The sequence below is a fragment of the Desnuesiella massiliensis genome (assembly GCF_001403615.1).
GTDB lineage: Bacteria > Bacillota > Clostridia > Clostridiales > Clostridiaceae > Desnuesiella > Desnuesiella massiliensis.
In genome coordinates this window covers 44,434-64,703 of record NZ_LN879452.1, presented here as the reverse complement: position 1 = coordinate 64,703, position 20,270 = coordinate 44,434, and the positions used below count along the sequence as shown (strand labels likewise).

The 20,270-nt window shown below is 29.5% G+C and carries 20 protein-coding genes, 1 tRNA gene and 1 pseudogene; 7 read left to right on the top strand and 15 right to left on the bottom strand.

The genetic code is table 11. The annotated features are described in order from the left end of the window. Positions 1–226: 226 nt before the first annotated feature. The 3 genes from BN2665_RS01955 to BN2665_RS01945 are packed head-to-tail and all read left to right on the top strand — an operon-like array spanning position 227 to position 2,157. The gene (locus tag BN2665_RS01955) at positions 227–601 is read left to right on the top strand and encodes a response regulator (RefSeq protein ID WP_055665436.1); all 375 of its coding nucleotides are present in this window, start codon (positions 227–229) and stop codon (positions 599–601) included. Next, positions 594–1,229, top strand: coding sequence for a chemotaxis protein CheC (locus BN2665_RS01950; protein WP_055665556.1), 636 nt, complete (start codon positions 594–596; stop codon positions 1,227–1,229). Before BN2665_RS01955 ends, BN2665_RS01950 begins: the two co-directional genes overlap by 8 nt. Next, positions 1,222–2,157, top strand: a complete 936-nt coding sequence (locus tag BN2665_RS01945) for a sensor domain-containing diguanylate cyclase (RefSeq protein ID WP_055665435.1) — start codon at positions 1,222–1,224, stop codon at positions 2,155–2,157. Before BN2665_RS01950 ends, BN2665_RS01945 begins: the two co-directional genes overlap by 8 nt. A gap of 80 nt (positions 2,158–2,237) precedes the next feature. Here BN2665_RS01945 and BN2665_RS01940 read toward each other — a convergent pair whose 3' ends face one another. The 10 genes from BN2665_RS01940 to BN2665_RS01895 form a co-directional block, all read right to left on the bottom strand. Then, positions 2,238–2,699, bottom strand: coding sequence for a hypothetical protein (locus BN2665_RS01940; protein ID WP_055665434.1), 462 nt, complete (start codon positions 2,697–2,699; stop codon positions 2,238–2,240). Positions 2,700–2,845: 146 nt separating this feature from the next. Then, positions 2,846–5,350, bottom strand: coding sequence for a heavy metal translocating P-type ATPase (locus BN2665_RS01935; RefSeq protein WP_055665433.1), 2,505 nt, complete (start codon positions 5,348–5,350; stop codon positions 2,846–2,848). 23 nt (positions 5,351–5,373) lie between these two features. Then, a complete protein-coding gene (locus BN2665_RS01930; RefSeq protein WP_055665432.1) occupies positions 5,374–5,742 on the bottom strand; it encodes an ArsR/SmtB family transcription factor in 369 nt (122 codons plus the stop codon). 917 nt (positions 5,743–6,659) lie between these two features. Beyond that, the gene (locus BN2665_RS01925; RefSeq protein ID WP_055665431.1) at positions 6,660–7,298 is read right to left on the bottom strand and encodes a hypothetical protein; all 639 of its coding nucleotides are present in this window, start codon (positions 7,296–7,298) and stop codon (positions 6,660–6,662) included. 479 nt (positions 7,299–7,777) lie between these two features. Then, positions 7,778–8,404: a hypothetical protein gene (locus tag BN2665_RS01920; RefSeq protein ID WP_055665430.1), complete on the bottom strand. Its 627-nt coding sequence runs from the start codon at positions 8,402–8,404 to the stop codon at positions 7,778–7,780. A gap of 11 nt (positions 8,405–8,415) precedes the next feature. Then, positions 8,416–9,132: a DUF3800 domain-containing protein gene (locus BN2665_RS01915; protein WP_055665429.1), complete on the bottom strand. Its 717-nt coding sequence runs from the start codon at positions 9,130–9,132 to the stop codon at positions 8,416–8,418. Positions 9,133–10,025: 893 nt separating this feature from the next. Then, positions 10,026–10,448: a hypothetical protein gene (locus BN2665_RS01910; protein WP_055665428.1), complete on the bottom strand. Its 423-nt coding sequence runs from the start codon at positions 10,446–10,448 to the stop codon at positions 10,026–10,028. Positions 10,449–10,579: 131 nt separating this feature from the next. Beyond that, on the bottom strand, positions 10,580–10,921 hold the full coding sequence (locus BN2665_RS01905) for a sigma factor-like helix-turn-helix DNA-binding protein (RefSeq protein ID WP_154674841.1): 342 nt from the start codon (positions 10,919–10,921) through the stop codon (positions 10,580–10,582). Positions 10,922–10,932: 11 nt separating this feature from the next. Continuing rightward, positions 10,933–11,292 carry a sigma-70 RNA polymerase sigma factor region 4 domain-containing protein gene (locus BN2665_RS01900; RefSeq protein WP_055665426.1) on the bottom strand — a complete coding sequence of 120 codons (360 nt, stop codon included), beginning with the start codon at positions 11,290–11,292 and terminating at the stop codon, positions 10,933–10,935. A gap of 18 nt (positions 11,293–11,310) precedes the next feature. Next, positions 11,311–11,586, bottom strand: coding sequence for a sigma factor-like helix-turn-helix DNA-binding protein (locus tag BN2665_RS01895; protein ID WP_055665425.1), 276 nt, complete (start codon positions 11,584–11,586; stop codon positions 11,311–11,313). A 167-nt stretch (positions 11,587–11,753) separates the two neighbouring features. Between BN2665_RS01895 and BN2665_RS01890 the strand changes: the two genes are divergently transcribed. From BN2665_RS01890 to BN2665_RS01875, 3 genes are all read left to right on the top strand, one after another. Further along, positions 11,754–13,550, top strand: a complete 1,797-nt coding sequence (locus BN2665_RS01890; RefSeq protein WP_055665424.1) for a MucBP domain-containing protein — start codon at positions 11,754–11,756, stop codon at positions 13,548–13,550. Between the two features lie 472 nt (positions 13,551–14,022). Further along, a complete protein-coding gene (locus BN2665_RS01880) occupies positions 14,023–14,583 on the top strand; it encodes a hypothetical protein (RefSeq protein WP_055665422.1) in 561 nt (186 codons plus the stop codon). Further along, positions 14,570–15,523, top strand: a complete 954-nt coding sequence (locus BN2665_RS01875) for a hypothetical protein (protein ID WP_055665421.1) — start codon at positions 14,570–14,572, stop codon at positions 15,521–15,523. Before BN2665_RS01880 ends, BN2665_RS01875 begins: the two co-directional genes overlap by 14 nt. A 307-nt stretch (positions 15,524–15,830) precedes the next feature. On the opposite strand, the pseudogene BN2665_RS01870 reads toward BN2665_RS01875, so the two are convergent. Next, positions 15,831–15,998 (bottom strand): annotated as a pseudogene (locus tag BN2665_RS01870) (tyrosine-type recombinase/integrase); the annotation flags it as partial. A gap of 58 nt (positions 15,999–16,056) precedes the next feature. On the opposite strand from BN2665_RS01870, the gene BN2665_RS26120 reads away from it, so the two are divergent. Further along, positions 16,057–16,203 carry a hypothetical protein gene (locus BN2665_RS26120; RefSeq protein WP_242865882.1) on the top strand — a complete coding sequence of 49 codons (147 nt, stop codon included), beginning with the start codon at positions 16,057–16,059 and terminating at the stop codon, positions 16,201–16,203. Positions 16,204–16,282: 79 nt separating this feature from the next. Here the strand turns inward: BN2665_RS26120 and BN2665_RS01865 are convergent, their stop codons facing one another. From BN2665_RS01865 to BN2665_RS01850, 4 genes are all read right to left on the bottom strand, one after another. Beyond that, the gene (locus tag BN2665_RS01865) at positions 16,283–16,888 is read right to left on the bottom strand and encodes a type III toxin-antitoxin system ToxN/AbiQ family toxin (RefSeq protein WP_055665419.1); all 606 of its coding nucleotides are present in this window, start codon (positions 16,886–16,888) and stop codon (positions 16,283–16,285) included. A 392-nt stretch (positions 16,889–17,280) separates the two neighbouring features. Beyond that, a tRNA-Arg gene (locus BN2665_RS01860) sits at positions 17,281–17,357 on the bottom strand. A gap of 158 nt (positions 17,358–17,515) precedes the next feature. Next, the gene (locus BN2665_RS01855; protein ID WP_055665555.1) at positions 17,516–18,730 is read right to left on the bottom strand and encodes an Nramp family divalent metal transporter; all 1,215 of its coding nucleotides are present in this window, start codon (positions 18,728–18,730) and stop codon (positions 17,516–17,518) included. A 157-nt stretch (positions 18,731–18,887) separates the two neighbouring features. After that, the gene (locus tag BN2665_RS01850) at positions 18,888–20,264 is read right to left on the bottom strand and encodes an alanine/glycine:cation symporter family protein (RefSeq protein ID WP_055665418.1); all 1,377 of its coding nucleotides are present in this window, start codon (positions 20,262–20,264) and stop codon (positions 18,888–18,890) included. Positions 20,265–20,270 lie beyond the last annotated feature (6 nt).

Below are 20,270 nucleotides of genomic sequence, written 5' to 3'. Positions count from 1 at the left end.
GAGACAGCTGCAAAAATAGTCAATCATATATTGTCAAAATATATATATATAATTTTTAATAAGTTCTTTTAAAACATTTAGTAATTATATGTAATATGTTATAATAAATTAATATAATTTGTAAATATATAGGGAAATGACTTCATTAAGAGCATATTTTATGCCCACATCTATTTTTTATAATGTATTATTACAAAAAATTTTGTAATAATTAGGAGGATTTATTATGATTAAAATTCTAATTGTTGATGACTCTAATTTTTCACAGAAGATAACCGCCAACCTATTGAAGAAATATATACCAGACTTAGAGCTTTACTTTGCAAATAATGGACAAGAGGGTTATGAAAAGTACAAGGAAATTAATCCAGATTACTTATTTGTTGACTTATTAATGCCAAATTTAAATGGAAAAGAGATGATAAGTTTAGTTAAGGAGTACCATAGTGAGGCAAAAATAGTTGTGGTTTCCGCAGATGTACAAAAGAGTGTAAGAGAAGAAGTAGAGCAATTAGGCGTACTATATTTTTTAAATAAACCCTTTAATGACGAAAAAGCAATATTCATTTGCGGAGTGATAAGGATTGATAGAAATGAATAATAAGTTATTAAGATATGATATTCTAAAGGAATTATTTAATATAAGTGTAGGAAAAGCCGCCAGTATGCTCTCTGAAATAATCAATAAAAAAATATTATTAGATGTACCCAACATCGAAATTGCAGATTCCAAGGAAGGAGACTTTAAATTAGATAATTATCTCCCTAAAGTGTTAGATGGTGCTTTAATGGTATCTAGCATTTCTTTTAAAGAAAATTTAACTGGTGAAGCAAATTTAATTTTTCCTGCTGAAAAAATGAGAACTTTTATAAATCTATGCTCAAATCAAGAAGGAGAAGATAGCTATCAGGATGTTAATTTTACTGATATAGATTTTGATATTGTTAAAGAGATCGGAAATATTATTTTAAATTCTCTCATTGGTGAAATTAGTAATTATCTTGATATCAATTTAGATTATTCTTTACCTGAGGTAAAGGTCTTTGACAAAATTGATTTTAAAAATGATGTTACAAATAGAGATTATTTGCACATACTATTATTATATATAACTTTTAATATTGACGACACAGAAATAGAAGGAGCTATAATAATAAGCTTAACCTTAACATCACTAAATGAGCTGCTAAAAAAAATAGATAAGATAGAAGATGGTTTATATGAATAATTTTTTATATGATATATTAAATAATGTTAATGAAGGTATTGTCATCCTTAATGAAAAACTGGAAATTTTAATATGGAACACCTATATGGAACAGTTAACTGAAATCTCTTCGTCTGAAGCAATAAATAAAAGTATCTATGAGGTTTTACCTGGTTTAAATAAAGAGTATTTCAAAAGTTCCTTAAATAATGTACTTCTAAATGGATTTAAAATGTTTTTCTCTGCCGCGATGCATAGGGGACTAATTAATAGTAAACATCAATTAAATCTAAAAATAAGCAAAATAAATAATAATAACGAGCCTTATTTATTATTAGAATTTATAGATGTTACAAATCAATTTGCTAGGATTGAACAGCTAAAGGACCATGTTAATAAGCTGCATGTACTAAATGAAGAACTTAAGGAAAAAGAAAAAACTATTAAAAATTTAGCCTACTATGACAGCTTAACAGGACTTGCCAACAGAACTTTGTTTTATAAGTTTTCAGAAAAATTCCTAGATAACGCAAAGCGGAACAACTCTCTATTAGGCTTGTTATTTATTGATGTTGATAAATTTAAATGTATAAACGATACCTATGGCCATAAAATCGGAGATAAGGTTTTAGTTGAGGTTGCTAAAATCCTTACTAAATGCACAAGAAAAAGTGATTTAGTAGCTAGATTTGGTGGCGATGAATTTTTAATATTACTACCACACTTAAAAAGCTTAGAAGATTATAAAGCCGTTGCCTTAAGACTAGCTAAGGAGGATAACAAAATTTTAAATTTTGATGGTATTCAAATAAAACTCTCCTTAAGTATAGGAGTCAGCTTCTACCCTAATGATGGTGAAACTATTGATGAAATTATATTTAAAGCTGATAAAGCAATGTATGTGGCAAAAAATAAAGGCGGAAATAATGTCTATCGTTGTGATGATTAAATTTATAGCTAAACTAAAAAAGATATCTCAAAATGCATATATATGGATTTTGAGATATCTTTATTTAATTTGAGCTTCGTTTAAATTTTTATTGAAATATTTTTTTCCAAATCAAATAAATTAGACCTTAGTATTTTCTCCAATTTTTCTTTATCACTTTCATATACAAACTTAAAAATATAATATTCAAGTTTAGTTTGAAAAGCTATTGAATCATCAGTTAATTCAATTTTAGTTATATCAGACCATTTTAATTTAGAAAATAAAAATCTAAAACCATATTTGTCTATGCATATACAAGACTTAAGTAGTTTACTTTTATAAAAATATACAATTGAACCAATTAATAGAACACTTATATACGGAATAGCCATTAACTCTGACCTTATATATATATATTTTATACATATTAATATGGCAAATGACGCTAAAATTAACGAATGAATCTTATAGAATATTGCACTTTTTCTGACGATACTCTCCTCACTTATTTTGCTATATGTTAAGTTTATAACTTCGTATCTAAAGACATCTTTATTCATTTATTCACCATCCACAACAAATATTTAAAATAATTGTAAATGATTTCTAATTAAGTTGCAATGATTTTGTGGTATCCAATATCATTAATTTTAGATAACAAAAAGTGCAGTCAGAATGAAAATGACTGCACTAAAGATGATAATAATTATATATTTTCTGTTTTCATAGCTCTCATTGAATTTAAAACTGCTAGAAGCGTTACTCCAACATCACCAAACACAGCTTCCCACATAGTACCTAGGCCTAAGGCTACAAGTACTAATAAAACAGCCTTAACTCCCAAAGCAAAAATTATATTTTGCATCACAATAGTTCTTGTTTTCTTTGCTATCTTTATTGCAGTAGCAATCTTTGAAGGTTCATCAGTCATAATAACAACATCCGCAGCCTCTATTGCAGCATCCGAACCAACGCCGCCCATTGCTATACCAATATCTGCTCTTGCTAGCACTGGCGCATCATTTATTCCATCACCCACAAATATCAGCTTGCCTTTAGAAGATTTCTCTTTATCAAGAAGCTCTACCTTTTCAACCTTTTGGTCTGGTAGAAGTTCAGCATGAACTTCATCAAGCCCTAGCTCCTTAGCAACCTTGGTACCAACTGCTTTATTGTCACCAGTTAGCATAACAGTTTTCTTAATACCGATAGCCTTTAAAGCTTTTATGGCCTTTGCTGAATCCTCTTTAACCTCATCAGATATTACTATATATCCAGCATATTGTTTATCTACTGCAACATGAACTACTGTGCCTATAGCTTCAATCTGTTCATAAGCTATTTTTTCCTTATCCATTAATTTATAGTTACCTGCTAACACTTCTCTGCCTTCAACAATTACTTTAACACCATGGCCTGATATTTCTTCATAGTTTTCAATAGTTTCTTTTATTATCTCTTTACCATAGGCATTTAATATAGAAATAGCTATTGGATGGTTTGAGTAGCTTTCAGCATAAGCAGCATAAGCAATAAGTTCGTCATTTGTAATATTATTTTGTGGTTTTACTTCTGTTACCTTAAATACCCCTTTTGTAAGCGTTCCTGTTTTATCAAATACAACCACCTCTACATTGTTTAAAGCTTCGAGATAGTTACCTCCTTTAACAAGTATTCCGTTCTTTGAAGCCCCACCTATGCCTCCAAAGAATCCAAGTGGTATAGATACTACTAAAGCACAAGGACAAGATACTACTAAAAATGATAACGCTCTATACAACCATTCTGAAAAAGTAGCCCCTTCTATAACAAAGGGCGGTATAACAGCCATAGCTAATGCTGAGAAAACAACAATTGGAGTATAGTATCTTGCAAACTTAGTTATAAAGTTCTCTGTAGGAGCTTTCTTGCTGCTGGCATTTTGAACCAAATCAAGTATCTTAGCAACAGTAGAATCCCCAAATTCCTTTTCTACCTCAATTGTTAGAAGACCATTCTTGTTAATTACTCCACTTAAAACATTGTCTCCTGCAGCTACTTCTCTAGGAACTGACTCTCCAGTTAATGCAGAAGTATCTATCATAGAGCTGCCTTCAATTACCTTACCATCTAGCGGAACTTTCTCTCCTGGTTTTACTACTATAATATCTCCTATACTAACTTCTTCTGGATCAACTTTCCTAATTTCATCACCTATCTTTAAATTAGCAAAATCAGGTCTTATATCCATAAGAGCTGTAATAGACTTTCTTGAACGATTAACAGCTATCCCTTGAAATATCTCTCCTACCTGATAGAAGAGCATAACTGCAACACCTTCAGGATAATTACCTATAGTAAATGCACCAATAGTTGCTATACTCATAAGGAAGTTTTCATCAAAAACTTGACCTCTTCTTATATTTTTCAATGCTCTTAAGACTACTTCTCCACCTACAATCACATAACTTATTATATAAAGTATTAATTCTACAATATTAGAAAACTTCATAGCAGTTGCTAATCCAAAAATCGCTGCACCAACAGCAAATCTGATTATTTCTTTTTTACTGCCTTCTCCATGTTCATGATCGTGTTCATGCTCATCTTCATGTTCATGGTCGTGGTCATGATCTTTATATTTTGATACCTTATTTTTATTTTCAATTTCAATAACTTTCACATCTGGTTCAATTCTGCTAACTATTTCTTTTACTTTTTCTACAATTGTATTGATCTTAGAGGGATTGTCTATCTCCATAATAAGTTTTGTTGCTACAAAATCTACAACAGCAGATTTAACACCATCTATATTATTAGCTTCTCTTTCAATTTTTGCAGCACAGTTGCCACAGCATAGACCTTCTAATAATATTTCTTTCTTTAGTAACTTTTCTGCATTCTTTTCTCTCACTTTTACATGAGACTCTATTTTTTGAACCATCTCAGTGGTTGCTGCTATTAATTCTTTTGTTCTATTTATTTCTCCTATTTCAACAGTTAGAGTCTTAGTTATAAAGTTTACATTAGCTCCATTAATTCCATCAATCTTAGAAACCTTATCTTCAATTTTAGCTGCACAGTTAGCGCAATCTAACCCATCTAAGATAAGTTCTTTTTTTATAGTATTGCTGATAAATTTCTGATTTTTTTCACTAACATCATGTTTGTGAATATTTTTAGCTGATAATTTAAAATCACTTTTAGTAGGCTTCTTAATTTCTTTACTCATAAAAATCTCCCCCCTGACAAAATTTATTGTTTTTCAGATATATGAGTTAAGCCTTGGTCAAATATACCTTTAACATGTTCATCATCTAGTGAATAATAAACTACTTTTCCATCTTTTCTGTACTTTACAATTCTTGCTTGTTTCAATACTCTTAATTGATGTGAAATGGCTGATTGAGTCATACCTAAAAGTGCCGCTATATCGCATACGCACATTTCAGCCTGAAACAAAGCACAAAGTATCTTTATCCTGGTTGAATCTCCAAGCACTTTGAATAAGTCAGCTAAATCATAAAGTGTTTCTTCCTTTGGTATATTTTCTTTGACTTTATTAACTACATCTTCATGTATAATTGAGCAACTACAACTTTCAATGTTTGTTCTTTCTCCCATAGTATCATTCCTTTTCATCTGAATATTTGAATATTTGTTCATATGTTCATTATATGCAAACCTATTTGTTTTGTCAATAAAATATGAAATTTTTCCTAGAAAAAACCCTTATACTCCTTCAAGCATGTGAAAATTATCAATCTTTATGCCTTTTAAAATATTGCATATATCATGTAATGTTTAAAAGAACTTCATAATTTAGTATGTAATTATTAGAATTTTCTATACCTAAAAAGTATTAGGGACTTTAATTCACTTATATAGGTAAATCTATTAAAATAAATTTAGCTTGCTTAATTTTATACGTGATATTCATCAAAAAATAAAAAACCTAGAAGCCTTATAACTTCTAGGTTTTCTGGTGCGGCGGAGAGGATTCGAACCCCCGACCAACTGGGTCGCAATATACGCTTTTAAATAATTTTATATCATCCTCAAAGCCGCTTAAACACTTGTTTCACTTTTTAAATTATACCTGTCCACACCTATTTATTTTAGGCTATACGGTGTAAAAAACGGTGTAAAATAACTTTGAAAACATACCTATATAAGATATATCAAAATTAGTATTTCTCATATTTATAAGAATAATTCATAATAAATTTTTGATGAACAACGGTGTAAAAGATTTTATGCAACGTGCAAGTGTGCAATATAAAAAATAATAGCAACATGAGTTTTTGCGAAAATATATATCCAGTATGTCCATAAAGTCCAAAGCTAGTAATATCAATGCGTATAAAAATATGGACAAATAAAAACTGATATGTCCATACCTGTCCATAATGTCCATTTTATTTGCTCTTTCATATAATTAAATTTCTTAAGCCAGGTATAAGTTAATTCTATTATTTCATTACGCTTCATTTCTTGCAAAAATATTTTTATGATTTTTCGTAAACAATATGATTGATTTACTAATTTTTAATAACTAAACCTTGTTTCATAATATCATCAAAAAATAATCTTATTAATGCAAGAATCTTATCAATATAAGTTAGATCAGATGTTAAATATATAACTACTTCCAAACTATCATCTATAATCGAAAACTTCTTAATTTGACTTAAATACTTATAATAATATTTATCAAGTTCATTACCATTGTGAATAAATGTATTTCTAATAGTCTTTAATGCTAAAATTTCACTGAAAATCTTGGTATTAAATTTAATATTAGAATATTCTTCTATGTAAAGTTTCATTGTATTAATATTATTAGGTTTATTTTTTTCTCTGCAATATTGCTTATATTCCTTTTTTCCTTTAGTTTCAATTACTCCAGTTAAATTTAATATCCAGTCTTCTAGCATACCATATAAGCTTAATGTTAATGAAACTGCAATTTGTTGTTCTATAAAGTTATCTAATACTGAAAATGTTATGCATGCATAATCTTCTTCTGTAAAATCTCTGACCATCTTATCTCTATTACTCAATTTAGGATTAACTAAATCGAAATTTATCTGCTTGATAGCTTTAAGTGTTTTTTCCCAACCATGTATAGAAATATTCGTTAGGAACTCCCACTCTTCTATGTTATTAACTATATCCACTTAAACCACTCCTATTTTAAAATTTCTATAATCATAAAAATTGCATAGTAAAGCATATATATATATATATAATTGAGTTTATTATTTGTATACTGCTAAAAATTTTTATGTCGAAAGTTTTTATAAGAAATTCTCTTGATAATTTTTAAAATATGTTATAAAATAAAGGTATGAACATATGTTCGATTCAGAAACAAGTATAATTACTATTATAGTTTACAGTAAAATTAATTATTGCTTATTATTTAATAGGAATTAATTGATTTTATGTGAATATTAATTTGTTTTAGAGTCAAAAATACTATTATATGCATATATATATAGTAGTGCACTACAAAACGTATACAATGTAACCCATTTTGTTGCAAATTGCATACATTTTTATTGACGTACGTTACAAAGTGTGTTACATTTTAATTAACTCATCTACCTAGAATGTAGAAGGAGACCACCGGGTTCCTCAGGGAAAGCCGGTATTTTTATTTTTTTGTACACTTTACATACTCTTTATCTAAGTCTACACCTTCTTGTGGTAAGAATATTGGATATGCTGTCCTAAAATCTAAATAGTTTAACTTATTCTTATTTGTTTTGTCATATAACTCATTAAAAATAATTATAAAATCTGCTAGTCCATTTTTGTATCTTACTTTCCTTTTCCATACCCATTTTTCATTAGTCTCATCCTTTTGTTCATTTCTCCAAATTTTTATAAATTCATTGTTTTCATTAGCATATTTTATTACTTCCGGAATCCACTGAATTCTAGATAATCTATATAGACATTCTGTCCTTTTCAATCTCTGAAAAATAAAGGTTGAGTTTTCCAACTTACATTTAGTAATGCAATTAATAGAGGCTTCTTCATTAGTACATGGTAAAATTGCCTTATAATACTTCTTGTCCGCTAAACTGATACTATGAAGATATCTTTCGTGCATTCCTTGTATTATATCATTTTTAACAAATATCTTAGCTCCTTGAAGTGTTGGCCTAGCTTCATAATCTAGAAAAGTTTTATATAAAATACTATATTCCTCTAAGGCAAGATCTAGGATATTTCCTTTTGCTAGAACCTTAGGCTTTGATAATCCATAATACTCCATACTAGCCCTCCTTATAAAGAATACCTAGATTCCCATATAAAAATATTAAATTTTTGCTCTTGCCTTAATGTAGTTTTTAGAAGAGAGTACTTGGTTTTACTTCTAATTAATTCAACTAACTCTGATTTAGCAGAACCCGGATTCAATTCCTCCATTTTTCTATTAGCATACGATACGGCTCCAATCAAAATATCTGCAATCTGCATTAACTCGCTATCCTTGGAATTAATTATTTGTATTTTTTCAACTATTTCAGCTTTAAAATCTAATTTTTCATCTCTTAGTTTTTGTTGAAGCTTAAGAATTTTCTTACCTCCTCTAGTATCCTTTTTATCTATGTAGACACTATTATTTTCTATCGGGTTAATCATTTCTCTTAAAAGAAAAAAATACATCCAGTAATATAGTTCATCATGACTATACTTAGTATAATTTAGTTTAGCTTTATCTTGGAAAACTACCGTTCTAAACTTTAAATTATCATTACTAAAAAAATAATTAACTAGTTCTAGATAAAATTGAAGTTTATTATTAGAAACCTTAGTCCATTTAACTTCATTATACATACCGATATTATGCTTAGCTTTCATTTCTCTAATATGTATACTTATATCTTTAATTAAATCTCTTGGACAGCTAATTCCTCCTAAAACTATCGCCCTTTGTTCATTGGGATTTTTCTCACTTAGCTCTAAATGGCAACTTTCATCACAATATATATTAATCATATTTCACCTCTATACAATATATGGTACTTAAGATTATACTATATAAAATTTACTGTATAAATTATATGTACACCCAATCCTGTACATTTTTTCATAATATATTTAAAAATCTTTTAATTCCTTTGTTTTTTACATGGTATTACTGGTTGACTAAATATGTATATTTTTGATTTAATGATGAAGTTGCCTAAATTGAAATGGAGCTGTTTATGTAAATAAGGATATATATTGCACAATACAAAAGTATCTATATTCCATGAATGCCTCCTAATATACGTCCACTATAAAACTCATTCAAATCATTTCTAAGGAACTCTTTATTTTAGATACATAACTTATCACACATATAATAAAACTGTTCTATAGCTTTAATACGCTTATTTAAGCCTATTAAAATTAAATTTTGATGCATCAAAATTAAGGAATGGCAATGACAGATATATTCAACAAGCCTATTTTCAATCTCGGTCTTTATAATAATAGTCTTTCTTTTGTGGTTACTCTAATTAGTTCTATAGCAATTATAAAGTGTATTAAATACTCCTCTACAAATCTTTGTATAATTTAGACTTAAGTTGTGGATTATAATTATGAATAAAAAATTTGATAGGAGTAAAAAAATGAATACTTTTCGCAGGTGGCTTTTAGAATGGGAAGTAAAAATTTTATTTTTCCCATGGCCTCCTTTTATTTTTGGAATCTTTGTAATTAAAGGAGGTAAACCCCAATGATGGGGTTGCCAATTGCGTTATATAATAAAATAATTAAATTCTTTAAAATCCATAGTTTTCTATGGTTTTTCTTTTTATTGGAACTTCTAACTCTCATTTTCACTTAATTACACATTAATAATAAAATAATTAAAAAAGAGCCCTGTTAAGAGCTCTTAAAACTTATCTTCTAATTTGCACTACTTCTTGATTTAATTCAAATAATTTTTCAAGTATACCGTCAATAGTATTTTCATCAATAAATGATTCTAATCGTGGCTTAATCTTGCTTGTATTGACATAATCAATTAGATATGCTCCAACTTCTTTAGCGATTCTTAATTTAATAAATACATCTTGCTCATATCTATCTTTATCAATTAAAGAAAAAGTGACATTTTCATCATTATACTCAATCTTAATTTTCTTATATCCTTTTATATCGATGTATTCATCTGAAACTATAATTGCCTCAACACCACTTATATTATACTTATTAAGATTTTCATTAAATTTATCAACAAAGTTTTTCGTTGCCTTACTTATGATACTTTTATCAATAGTTAGAGTTCTAAATGGTAAAACTAATTGTTCTATCCAATCCATATGTCCACCTCCCTTCCAATGTATAAATTTCTACATCTTAGGAGGTTTCCCTTTATTTAAATTTCGACTTATTTCCACTATGTATATAGAATCTAGTATTTATAAAAAGCTATACTCTTTTATCCTTACTATTAATTAAGTATTTCATTCCAAAACTCTTCTTCCATACCTAATAGAGCCCTCCCAATAATCAATAATAGCTTTTTAATCCTTCTAGCTACAGTATTATTTGAATATCCTACTCTTTGCACAATATCTCCATAGGTTAATTCATCAAAATACCTATAGCATATTATCCTTTGGTCATCTTCCTTTAATATTCCTATGGCCTTACTTATTTTCCTCAATCTTAGTTTATATAAATTAATTCTTTTTCTATGTATATCCGGATCCAATCGGTTTATCTGCTCTTTCATATAGTTAAATTTCTTAAGCCAGGCATCAGTTAATTCTATTATTTCATTACGCTTCATTTCATCACTTATTAACCTAATATCTCTATACAAAATAATATTTTACCAACTTTAAATAAGCTATTATTTATAGTTTTATATAGCTTTGACTTAGGATAATGCAAGGCTTCCAATAGCTCTATTTGTGACATTCTTTCAAAGTATCTATAACATAATGCTTTCTGCTCTTCTTCATTTAAACTACTCATGGCATTTTGTAACCTAGTGAGCTTATTCTCTAGCTCATTTCTTATATTCTCAAGGTTCTCTCTTTCTTTTCCTTGCCTTTGGTGGTTATTTAGTAATATATCTATATTTTTAATTTCTTGCTTTATGGATGAAATGCTCTCTATATACTCTTTAGTAGCTTTTATAATCTCTCTAACTGACATATAACTTCCACCTTTAACTTAAAAATTCAAATATCTATCAATAAACAGAATGTTGTCTGCGACTTTATTTATTTTAAAAGTTAACTGCTTTTCTAATAATATCTCTTTAGCTTTATTTTTTCCCCATAGTGTACGTCTTATTTTTCTCATTGCCTTATTTTGAATTTGTCTTGCTCTGGTTCCAGTGATATTAAATAGACAGCCTACTTCTTCTAAGGTCATGCAGCTGTTATTATCCCAGCCATACCTTAATATTAATATCTGTCTTTCTTGTAGAGTGTTGTTGTTACTCATAACCTCCTCAAGCTCCTTGCGTAGTTGCTGGTTATAATAATGAAATTAAAGATAGATATAAAAGAATTTATTAAGGACACTGTAAAATTGACCGTTTCTATATTGGCAGCTAGTGTTATAGGGATAACTTTAATTTATTTTATAATCAATAAATAGGGGTGGATATTATGAAAAGATTTATAGCGTTGTTTACTATGTTCTGCTTAACTCTCTCTATGATAACTATTAACACAAGTAAAGTTTATGCTGCAAATATAGTAAATAAAACATATAAGATAACTGTTAAAGATAGTAGTGGTAATTTAATGCCGAATACCTGGGTTCTTATAGTTATGCCCAAAGGTAATTTTATTAATTGGGGTGTTACTGATAGCTCTGGATTCATACAGTTTGACAATGTGCCTGTTTCTGATGATACTGTTATATCAAATAGGGAAGTTGATATTTATTACAGCCAGAAATACTATTCCCATCATATACAATCAACATATCCCAATACAAGCTCAGGCGTTAATGATGTCATAACTACAAATTTGACGTTGGATAATAGCTCTAAATATATAGCCCAAGTTACTTATAAATCAACCAATACGCCCGTGATGTCTGGTATAAATATTCAAGTTAGTTCAAAATTTACGTTAGGGAACGTAGGTGTGCCTGTACCACAGGCTTTCTATGATTATGTAATAGGGCAATATTCAAAAAGTGGTGTTACGGATGCGACAGGTCAGGTGTTTTTTCAATTAGATACTTTTAATAATTTTGATGTTACATATACAAAGGATGATTATAATTTCACTCTTTCAAATGACAGTTATCCATCTATGGGTAATAGCATTAAATATTATACCAGGGGGGTTTATATAGCTCCAAAAGGCAGCGTAACAGTAAAGTATCAGGATGAAAATAGTAATGACATAGCTGCACCTAATGTAATAAGCAACCTAGACTTAGGAAGCTATACTTATAATGCTAAGAGCTTCCCAGATTATGCTTTAAATAATAGCAATAGTAAGAGTGTAACCCTCACAGATAGTAACGCATACCAAACTATTATATTCAGCTATCAAAAGATAAAGGGCAGCATAACAGTAAAGTACCAGGATGAAAATAATAAGGATATAGCTGCACCTGATGTAATAAGCAACCTGGATTTAGGAAGCTATACAGAGAATGCTAGGAGCTTCCTGGGTTATAGCTTAAATGATAACAAGAGTAAGGTTGTAACTCTCACAGATAGCAATAAAGACCAAACTATTATATTTAGTTATAAGAAAGATGAAGCTCCAAAGCCTGTAATTAAAGGCAGCTACACAATACAGTATAAAGACCAGGATGGAAATATATTAGAACAAGATGTAAAATCTAACCTGGATTTAGGTAAATACACAGAACAAATTAAGATATTTCCAGGATATGCCTTGAATGATGAAAGCAGTAAGACAATAGAGTTATCTGAATTAAATAAAGACCAGGTTATAACTTTTATATATAAGAAAATCACTGGAATTGTTGAAGGTACAGTTACGGATATTGATGGAAAGCCATTAAAAGGCGTTAGAGTTGAATTACATAGCAATCCTCAATATACTTTTACTGATGAAAATGGACATTATAAATTTACTGATGTTGAGCTAGGCGACCATGTAATAAGAATATCAGACACAAATTACAGCTCTATCAAAGAATTTAGAATTTCAGTGGCAGTAGATGAAAATAATAAGCCAGTTACAAAGGTTATTGATGGTAGTTCAACACCTTCACAGGATTTAAGCTTAAGTCAGGATAGCAATAGAAGAATTGTAGATTTTGTGGTTGTTCCAACATCAAACAAACCACAGGAAAGACTACCACAGACAGGAAGTCCTATAGATTCTAAAATCTTGATAATGATAGGATTTATCTTTATGGCTCTAGGTGGAATGGTGTTCTCGAAGAAAAGCATTGAGCATGAGGAAAAATGATTAAGTTTGTCAACTGAAATGTTCACCTTATATTAATTAAAGTTGTAGAATTGATAGTATATCTCATGGCAAGTGTGGTAACATATAATTAGTGCAGAGCATTAGGGCTTTGGAGTTTAATGTGGGAGGTAGACGTACTCCAATACACCACAAACTATCCCTCTGGTGCCACGAAGGGACATAAAAAAATATCGTGGGTTTTTATGGAGACAGATAAGAGGCTTTGTTTTATGACAAGCCTTTTATTTTTTATTAAAGAATATTATTTATATACAATGTTCGTAAAGGTATACTTTTTTGGATTATAGATTAGTGGTTGTTAAAGTATTTAAAAATGTTATAATTTAGTAGATAAATATGTTCAAAAATGTTAAGTAATTAATGAACAGAATAAACTTGATATTTAAATATGAGTAAATATAAGAATATATCGGGATATATATCAAATTTAATAGTTCTAGGAGTGGATATTTTGGATTTTAAACAAATTGAAAGAAGAGTAATTACAGCTTTAGAATTATTGAGAATAAAGGATTTTTATTTGCTAAAATGTGATGTGAATGAGAGGGCGTTAACTCATAAGCTAGCAGAGCATTTACAATATGTAATAGGGAATTCTTTAGATATCGATTGTGAATATAATAGAAATATCGATGAACTAAGCAATTGTAAAAAGATACAAATATTAAAGTCTGACTTAGCCAATATAAATAGAGATGAAAATAAGAATGGTAGTTTAACTAGTGTTTTTGAAGAACAATATCAAGAAGTGTCTGTTTTTCCAGACATTATTGTTCATAAAAGAGGAACGAATTTGAAAAATATATTAGCTATAGAAGTTAAAAAGTCTACAAGTAGAATTAGTTATAAATATGATCACTTAAAACTTAAGTGTTATACAGATATATCAGAAGCAAATAAGTTAAAGTATGATTATGGTGCATTTATTAAGCTACATACAGGCGAACCAAAATACATAACTCCTGAAATTATATGGTTTAAGAATGGAGAAAAGTTATATGAAAAAGAGTAGCCCTAATATAACAGCATTAATATTAGTAGTATTTTCTTTAATAATAAGTTGTTTTATATTTAATAATATATTTTCTTTCATAATATTATTATTTACGACTTTTTCATTAGTTTATATTAATGGTTATTATAGGTATTCTTACTTTAAGAAGCAAAAATGTAAGGTATTATATGGCATTAGAAGGCTGTACAGAAGCATACCAATATATGATGTGGAATTTTGTAAGATAGAAAAAATTGAGAAGAGTGATTATATTATAGTTTTTTTGATAATACCTATATTATTAGTAATGATATTATTTGCAGTTGGTCCTATTAATGAAAAGCTATTGGAGTACAATGTTATAAGTAAAAATAATTATATATCTATAAAAGAGGCTATTTATTTATCTTATATATACATATTTATCTTATTATTTAAAGATTTGAAAAGCATAGGAAAGTTAATATTTAAAAATAAGGTATTATTTATTGAAGTAAAGTTATTTACTATTACAAATGAGATTGAAAATAAAGAATGCAAGCTTTATCATAAAGAGATATATTTAATGGAATGCGTTTATAAAGAATTCTCTTTAATAGACTTAAAAAGAGAAAAAATTCATTTAGAAGGTAAGCTTGAAAGGGAAAGAAAACCTGCGTTTTATGATACTTATATATTACCTTTAACTGTGATATTCGCTACTGGCATACTATCATTAGTAAGTTCATACATAACTATATTTATGTTTAGTAAGGGAACTGAAAATAATTTAGGAGAAGCTCTTAAGTCATATGCTTTTATTGCTGTAGTTGTTTTAATAACCTTGTTCTTTTTTTCTTACATGATTAAAAAAGTTTCATGTAATGATGTTGGATACCTTAAATCAAGAATCTTAGTTGTCGAGAATTTAATTTTAAATAAAGAAAAGGAGAAAACAATATTAACAAAAGACAGTTAGATAAAAATGTAGTTATCATAAAAATAGTGAAATTTGTATCGATTAGATTAACGAAAAATGACGGTAACTCTGACGGGAAAACACTAAAACATATTTGAAATTGATTAAGAATAATGTTACTTGTCTACGAACCAGTTGGTCGGGGGTTCGAATCCTCTCCGCCGCACCAATGTCAAGACTTCCAAGAAATATTGGAAGTCTTTTTTATGCAAAATAACACAACCGTAACACAACTCAAAATAAAATATATAAAACAACACAATAATAAATATAAATAAAAAAGAGTAAATAATAAATAGCTTATAAGCTATAAAGCAAATAAGCTATTTATCTTATCGGTTGCTTTTATTTTTTCTTCTGGAATTACATGAGTATAAATGTCTGCAGTTATTTTTATATTGCTATGCCCAATTAGTATTTGTACTGTTTTCAATGGTACGTCATTCTCAAATAGCCTAGTGGCATAAGTATGTCTATTATGGGGAGCTCCCCATAATAGACATACCCATGCTACATTACTTTTGAAAGCCAATGTGCATCCAAAGATAGTTGCCGATAGATTAGGTCATAGTGATATTAAATTGACATTAAGCACTTACTCTCACATTTTGCCTGATATACAACAACAGGCAGTAAACGAACTAAATAAAATGATGAAAGGCAAATCCCAGACCAAATAGCGAGCTTTGCCTTTTAATTCAATATTTGTATTGAGGCGTATTTTACAAAAAAATAATAACCTCGCACTAATGCAGGTTGTTATTTTTTTAAATTATTTACACTAGCAGCAGTCTCTTTTAAAGCTTGTCCATTTTTTATTAAGTTATTTTTGTATTCTTTGCAAGCTTCCTCAAGCTTTTTAAAATCACAGCATGAATCAACTATTTCTTTCATATATGGCTTATTTTCATTATAAATTTTATAAGCCTTGCTTGCTTTTTTTAGTATTCTATCTCTGTTGTCTGCACAAAAGTTGATTTCTTTAACTAAAAGATCTCTATATTTTTGTCCATCCTCATCAATTGCAATTTCATTCAGATTAATTTTACTAATTACTTCTGGAATAATTGGTATCATACAGTTAAACTTAATGATAGCTATTTTTTCAGGAAAATTCTTATACTCTCCACTTTCCAATTGCTCCTTAGTAAATGTATTTGGAATTATAGTTGTGACATCATTTGTTTTTCTTAATTTAGATGATAGTGGAACAAGATAATCAAGTTCATCTATCTTAAGCACAAATCCAACATATGGTCTTGTATTATCTTCAGGTTTATTAAACATAACCTTATCATCAACTTCAATCAAATACTCTATGTATTCATCTTTAACGTTATAAAACACAAGCTTGTCCACACTCATAATACATTCTCCTAAAACAAAAGCAAGATAGACACTCTATCTTGCTTAATTTAATGTTCTCTACTTAATAGGCAAGAGATTTCCTAATTTAATGTTCCTTACTTAATAGGCAAAGGATTTCCTAATTTAATGTTCCTTACTTAACAGGCAAAGGATTTCCTAATTACAATTTAATTTTAAGCCAATTTCACATTAAAGTCAAGAACTTAAAGTTATAAAACTTGTAATTTTTTATTCAAAAACTTGAATAAGCATTAATTTTAATAAAAATTAATTGATATACAATATTATATCCAAAATTTAATATAAAATACCTTAAAAGCATATTTATTTTCAATCCCCGTCAAAATAAAAGAATCAAGAGTTTAACTACTTCAACTCTTGATTCTACTTGGTGCGGCGGAGAGGATTCGAACCCCCGACCAACTGGTTCGTAGCCAGCTACTCTATCCAACTGAGCTACCACCGCATATATAACATTAATATATTATCATAAAACTATTTATTAATCAATAAGTTTTTCAATAATCAATTACTATGCGCTCCATTATGTAATTTATAATAATATATGCATTAAGAAGATATTTGTTAACACTTTATGCTTTCTTAATGCATATTATTCTAAGTTTAAGCTCCAAATAAAGCTGTAACTAGAAGCATTATATTTAAAATAGCTACAATTGCCCCTATGATCCATAATACTATATTTTCCATGGTTGAATTTTTATATTCTCCCATAACTCTTTTAGATGAAGTTAAATATATCTGAGTAAAAATAGTCCATGGTAATTGTATGCTTAAGAGCATCTGGGAATATACAAGACCTTTAAAGGGATCACTAACAAAGAATATTACAAATACTGCTGCTATTAGGGTTATTCCTACTCCCATTTTAGTATGTTTATCATTTATATCATAGGGCTCCGAGAACATCCCTGAGAATATGCTAGCTCCAGCCATACCAGCTGTTACACTGGAGGATATGCCTGCAAAAAGTAAAGCTATGGCAAATATTAAGGCTGCAGAGTTTCCTAAAAGAGGTTGAAGCATTATGTGTGCCTGATCTAATTCTGTAACACTGATCTTATTTGCGAAAAAGGTAACGGCTACTAATATCATAGCGCTGTTTATTGCCCAGCCTATGGTCATAGAAAATAGAGTATCCATAAATTCATACTTTAGTTGTTTTTCCATTATCTCTTTATCTTTTAGATTCCATTGTCTACTTTGTATTATCTCAGAATGTAAAAACAAGTTATGAGGCATTACCACAGCTCCAAGCACACTCATTATAATAGGCATAGAATTTTTAGGAAAAGAAGGTGTAAACCATCCTCTTATAGCCTCTTGCCAGTTTACATTCACCATATATACTTCAAATATAAATGCTATTCCTATGATAGAAACAAATCCAATTATAAGCTTTTCTAGCTTCCTATAGGAATTACTATATAGCATCCAGCCTACCACCACTAAGGATATTAAAGTTCCTATTTTTATAGGTATTTTAAAAAGCATATTAAGGGCTATAGCCGCTCCTAAAAGCTCCGCCATAGCTGTAGCAATAGCTGCTAGTAGTGCAGAAATAAGTATACCTCTTCCTACCTTAGGCTTCATATAATTAGTCACTGCCTCGGCTACACAGTTTCCTGTTACAATTCCTAAATGTGCAGCATTGTGCTGAAGAACTATGAGCATGATAGTGGAAAGTGTAACCATCCATAAAAGCTTATATCCATAATCTGAACCTGCGGATAGATTTGAAGCCCAGTTTCCTGGATCTATGAAACCTACGGTAACCAATAAGCCCGGTCCTATGTATTTAATAAAATCTAAGGCCATGTGTTTTGGCTTGTGCCCTTCTTTTGATAAATTGAAAAAACCTTTCACAGCATCACCTCATTCAAAATGTATATATTTTAAGTTACTACTTATTATATGCCAAAAAATAAAAAGCTTCCAGCTTCATTTTAATAACGAAACTGAAAGCATCTATTATTTACATATTTAAATTTTTTGATTTGTCTTTATCTAAACTTTTAATATTTTCGTATTCTTTCATGGTTTTAGACACTATAGAGGACAGTGCTAATACCGCTATAAGGTTAGGTATTACCATAAGTCCATTAAAGGTATCTGCAAGCTCCCATACAAGCTCAACCTTTAGCATACAACCTATTATTATGAAGGCTACAACTAGAATTCTGTATATAGGTAAAGCCTTTTTCCCGAAAAGATATTTAACATTTGCTTCTCCGAAGAAATACCATCCTATGATAGTGGAGAAAGCAAAGAATAATAAGCATATAGCTATAAAGCTATGTCCAAAACTTCCACCAAAGCCCCTTGCAAAAGCTTCTTGAGTAAGTGCTATACCTGTAGTTTTAGTATCTAAAGCCCCCGTGGTTAATATAACAAGTGCAGTAAGAGAAAGTATTACAAAAGTATCAATAAATACACTCACTATTGCAACTGTTCCTTGCTCTACAGGGTGTTTAACCTTTGCTACTGCATGAGCATGAGGAGTAGATCCCATACCAGCTTCATTTGAGAATAATCCTCTAGCTACACCATATCTAACAGCCTGTTTAACCGTTACACCTATAGCTCCCCCCATAACCGCCTGAGGGTTAAAAGCACCAACAAATATCATTTTGAAAGAAGGTAATATGTTTGCATAATTCATTATTAATATTATTAGACTTCCTACTATATAAAATAATGCCATTATAGGTACCATTTTTTCTGTAACAGAAGCGATTCTGCCTACGCCTCCTATAAATATAAATCCAGCGATTATAGCTATTACTATTCCTGTTACATATGTAGGTATTCCAAAGGATGTATTAAAGGCGTCACCTATAGAATTTGACTGAACCATATTTCCCATAAAGCCAAGAGCTACTATTATAGATATTGAGAAAAATCCTGCTAAGAATTTGCTGTTTAGCCCTTTTCTTATATAATAAGCTGGACCTCCTGTAACTTCTCCATCTACTTTTTCTTTAAATTTTTGAGCCAAAATAGCTTCTGAAAATATAGTAGACATTCCAAAGAAAGCACTAAGCCACATCCAGAATATAGCTCCTGGTCCACCAGCTGCTATAGCCGTTGCAGCTCCAGCTAAGTTTCCTGTGCCCACCTGCGCCGCTATAGCTGTAGCCAAAGCTTGGAAAGATGACATTCCATCTACCCCTGCCTTATCCCCCTTTAATTTTATCCCCCCAAATACTCTCTTAAAGCCTTCTCCAAATTTTCTGATTTGCACAAATCTTAGTTTAAAAGTAAAAAATATGCCTGTACCACACAGCAGGAAAATTAATAGATAACTCCATAATATTTCATTAATCTTTTTCACAATACTTAAAATATCCATGGTTAC

Bases quoted from the DNA above. Each gene is read 5' to 3' on its own strand.
- BN2665_RS01915 (WP_055665429.1), bottom strand. From the start codon at position 9,132: ATGATTAATATATATTGTGATGAAAGTTGCCATTTAGAGCTAAGTGAG.
- BN2665_RS01935 (WP_055665433.1), bottom strand. From the start codon at position 5,350: ATGAGTAAAGAAATTAAGAAGCCTACTAAAAGTGATTTTAAATTATCA.
- BN2665_RS01875 (WP_055665421.1), top strand. From the start codon at position 14,570: ATGAAAAAGAGTAGCCCTAATATAACAGCATTAATATTAGTAGTATTT.
- BN2665_RS01945 (WP_055665435.1), top strand. From the start codon at position 1,222: ATGAATAATTTTTTATATGATATATTAAATAATGTTAATGAAGGTATT.
- BN2665_RS01850 (WP_055665418.1), bottom strand. From the start codon at position 20,264: ATGGATATTTTAAGTATTGTGAAAAAGATTAATGAAATATTATGGAGT.
- BN2665_RS01865 (WP_055665419.1), bottom strand. From the start codon at position 16,888: ATGAGTGTGGACAAGCTTGTGTTTTATAACGTTAAAGATGAATACATA.
- BN2665_RS01930 (WP_055665432.1), bottom strand. From the start codon at position 5,742: ATGGGAGAAAGAACAAACATTGAAAGTTGTAGTTGCTCAATTATACAT.
- BN2665_RS01905 (WP_154674841.1), bottom strand. From the start codon at position 10,921: ATGAAGCGTAATGAAATAATAGAATTAACTGATGCCTGGCTTAAGAAA.
- BN2665_RS01920 (WP_055665430.1), bottom strand. From the start codon at position 8,404: ATGGAGTATTATGGATTATCAAAGCCTAAGGTTCTAGCAAAAGGAAAT.
- BN2665_RS01955 (WP_055665436.1), top strand. From the start codon at position 227: ATGATTAAAATTCTAATTGTTGATGACTCTAATTTTTCACAGAAGATA.
- BN2665_RS01895 (WP_055665425.1), bottom strand. From the start codon at position 11,586: ATGAGTAACAACAACACTCTACAAGAAAGACAGATATTAATATTAAGG.
- BN2665_RS01900 (WP_055665426.1), bottom strand. From the start codon at position 11,292: ATGTCAGTTAGAGAGATTATAAAAGCTACTAAAGAGTATATAGAGAGC.
- BN2665_RS01890 (WP_055665424.1), top strand. From the start codon at position 11,754: ATGAAAAGATTTATAGCGTTGTTTACTATGTTCTGCTTAACTCTCTCT.
- BN2665_RS01910 (WP_055665428.1), bottom strand. From the start codon at position 10,448: ATGGATTGGATAGAACAATTAGTTTTACCATTTAGAACTCTAACTATT.
- BN2665_RS01940 (WP_055665434.1), bottom strand. From the start codon at position 2,699: ATGAATAAAGATGTCTTTAGATACGAAGTTATAAACTTAACATATAGC.
- BN2665_RS01855 (WP_055665555.1), bottom strand. From the start codon at position 18,730: ATGGCCTTAGATTTTATTAAATACATAGGACCGGGCTTATTGGTTACC.
- BN2665_RS01950 (WP_055665556.1), top strand. From the start codon at position 594: ATGAATAATAAGTTATTAAGATATGATATTCTAAAGGAATTATTTAAT.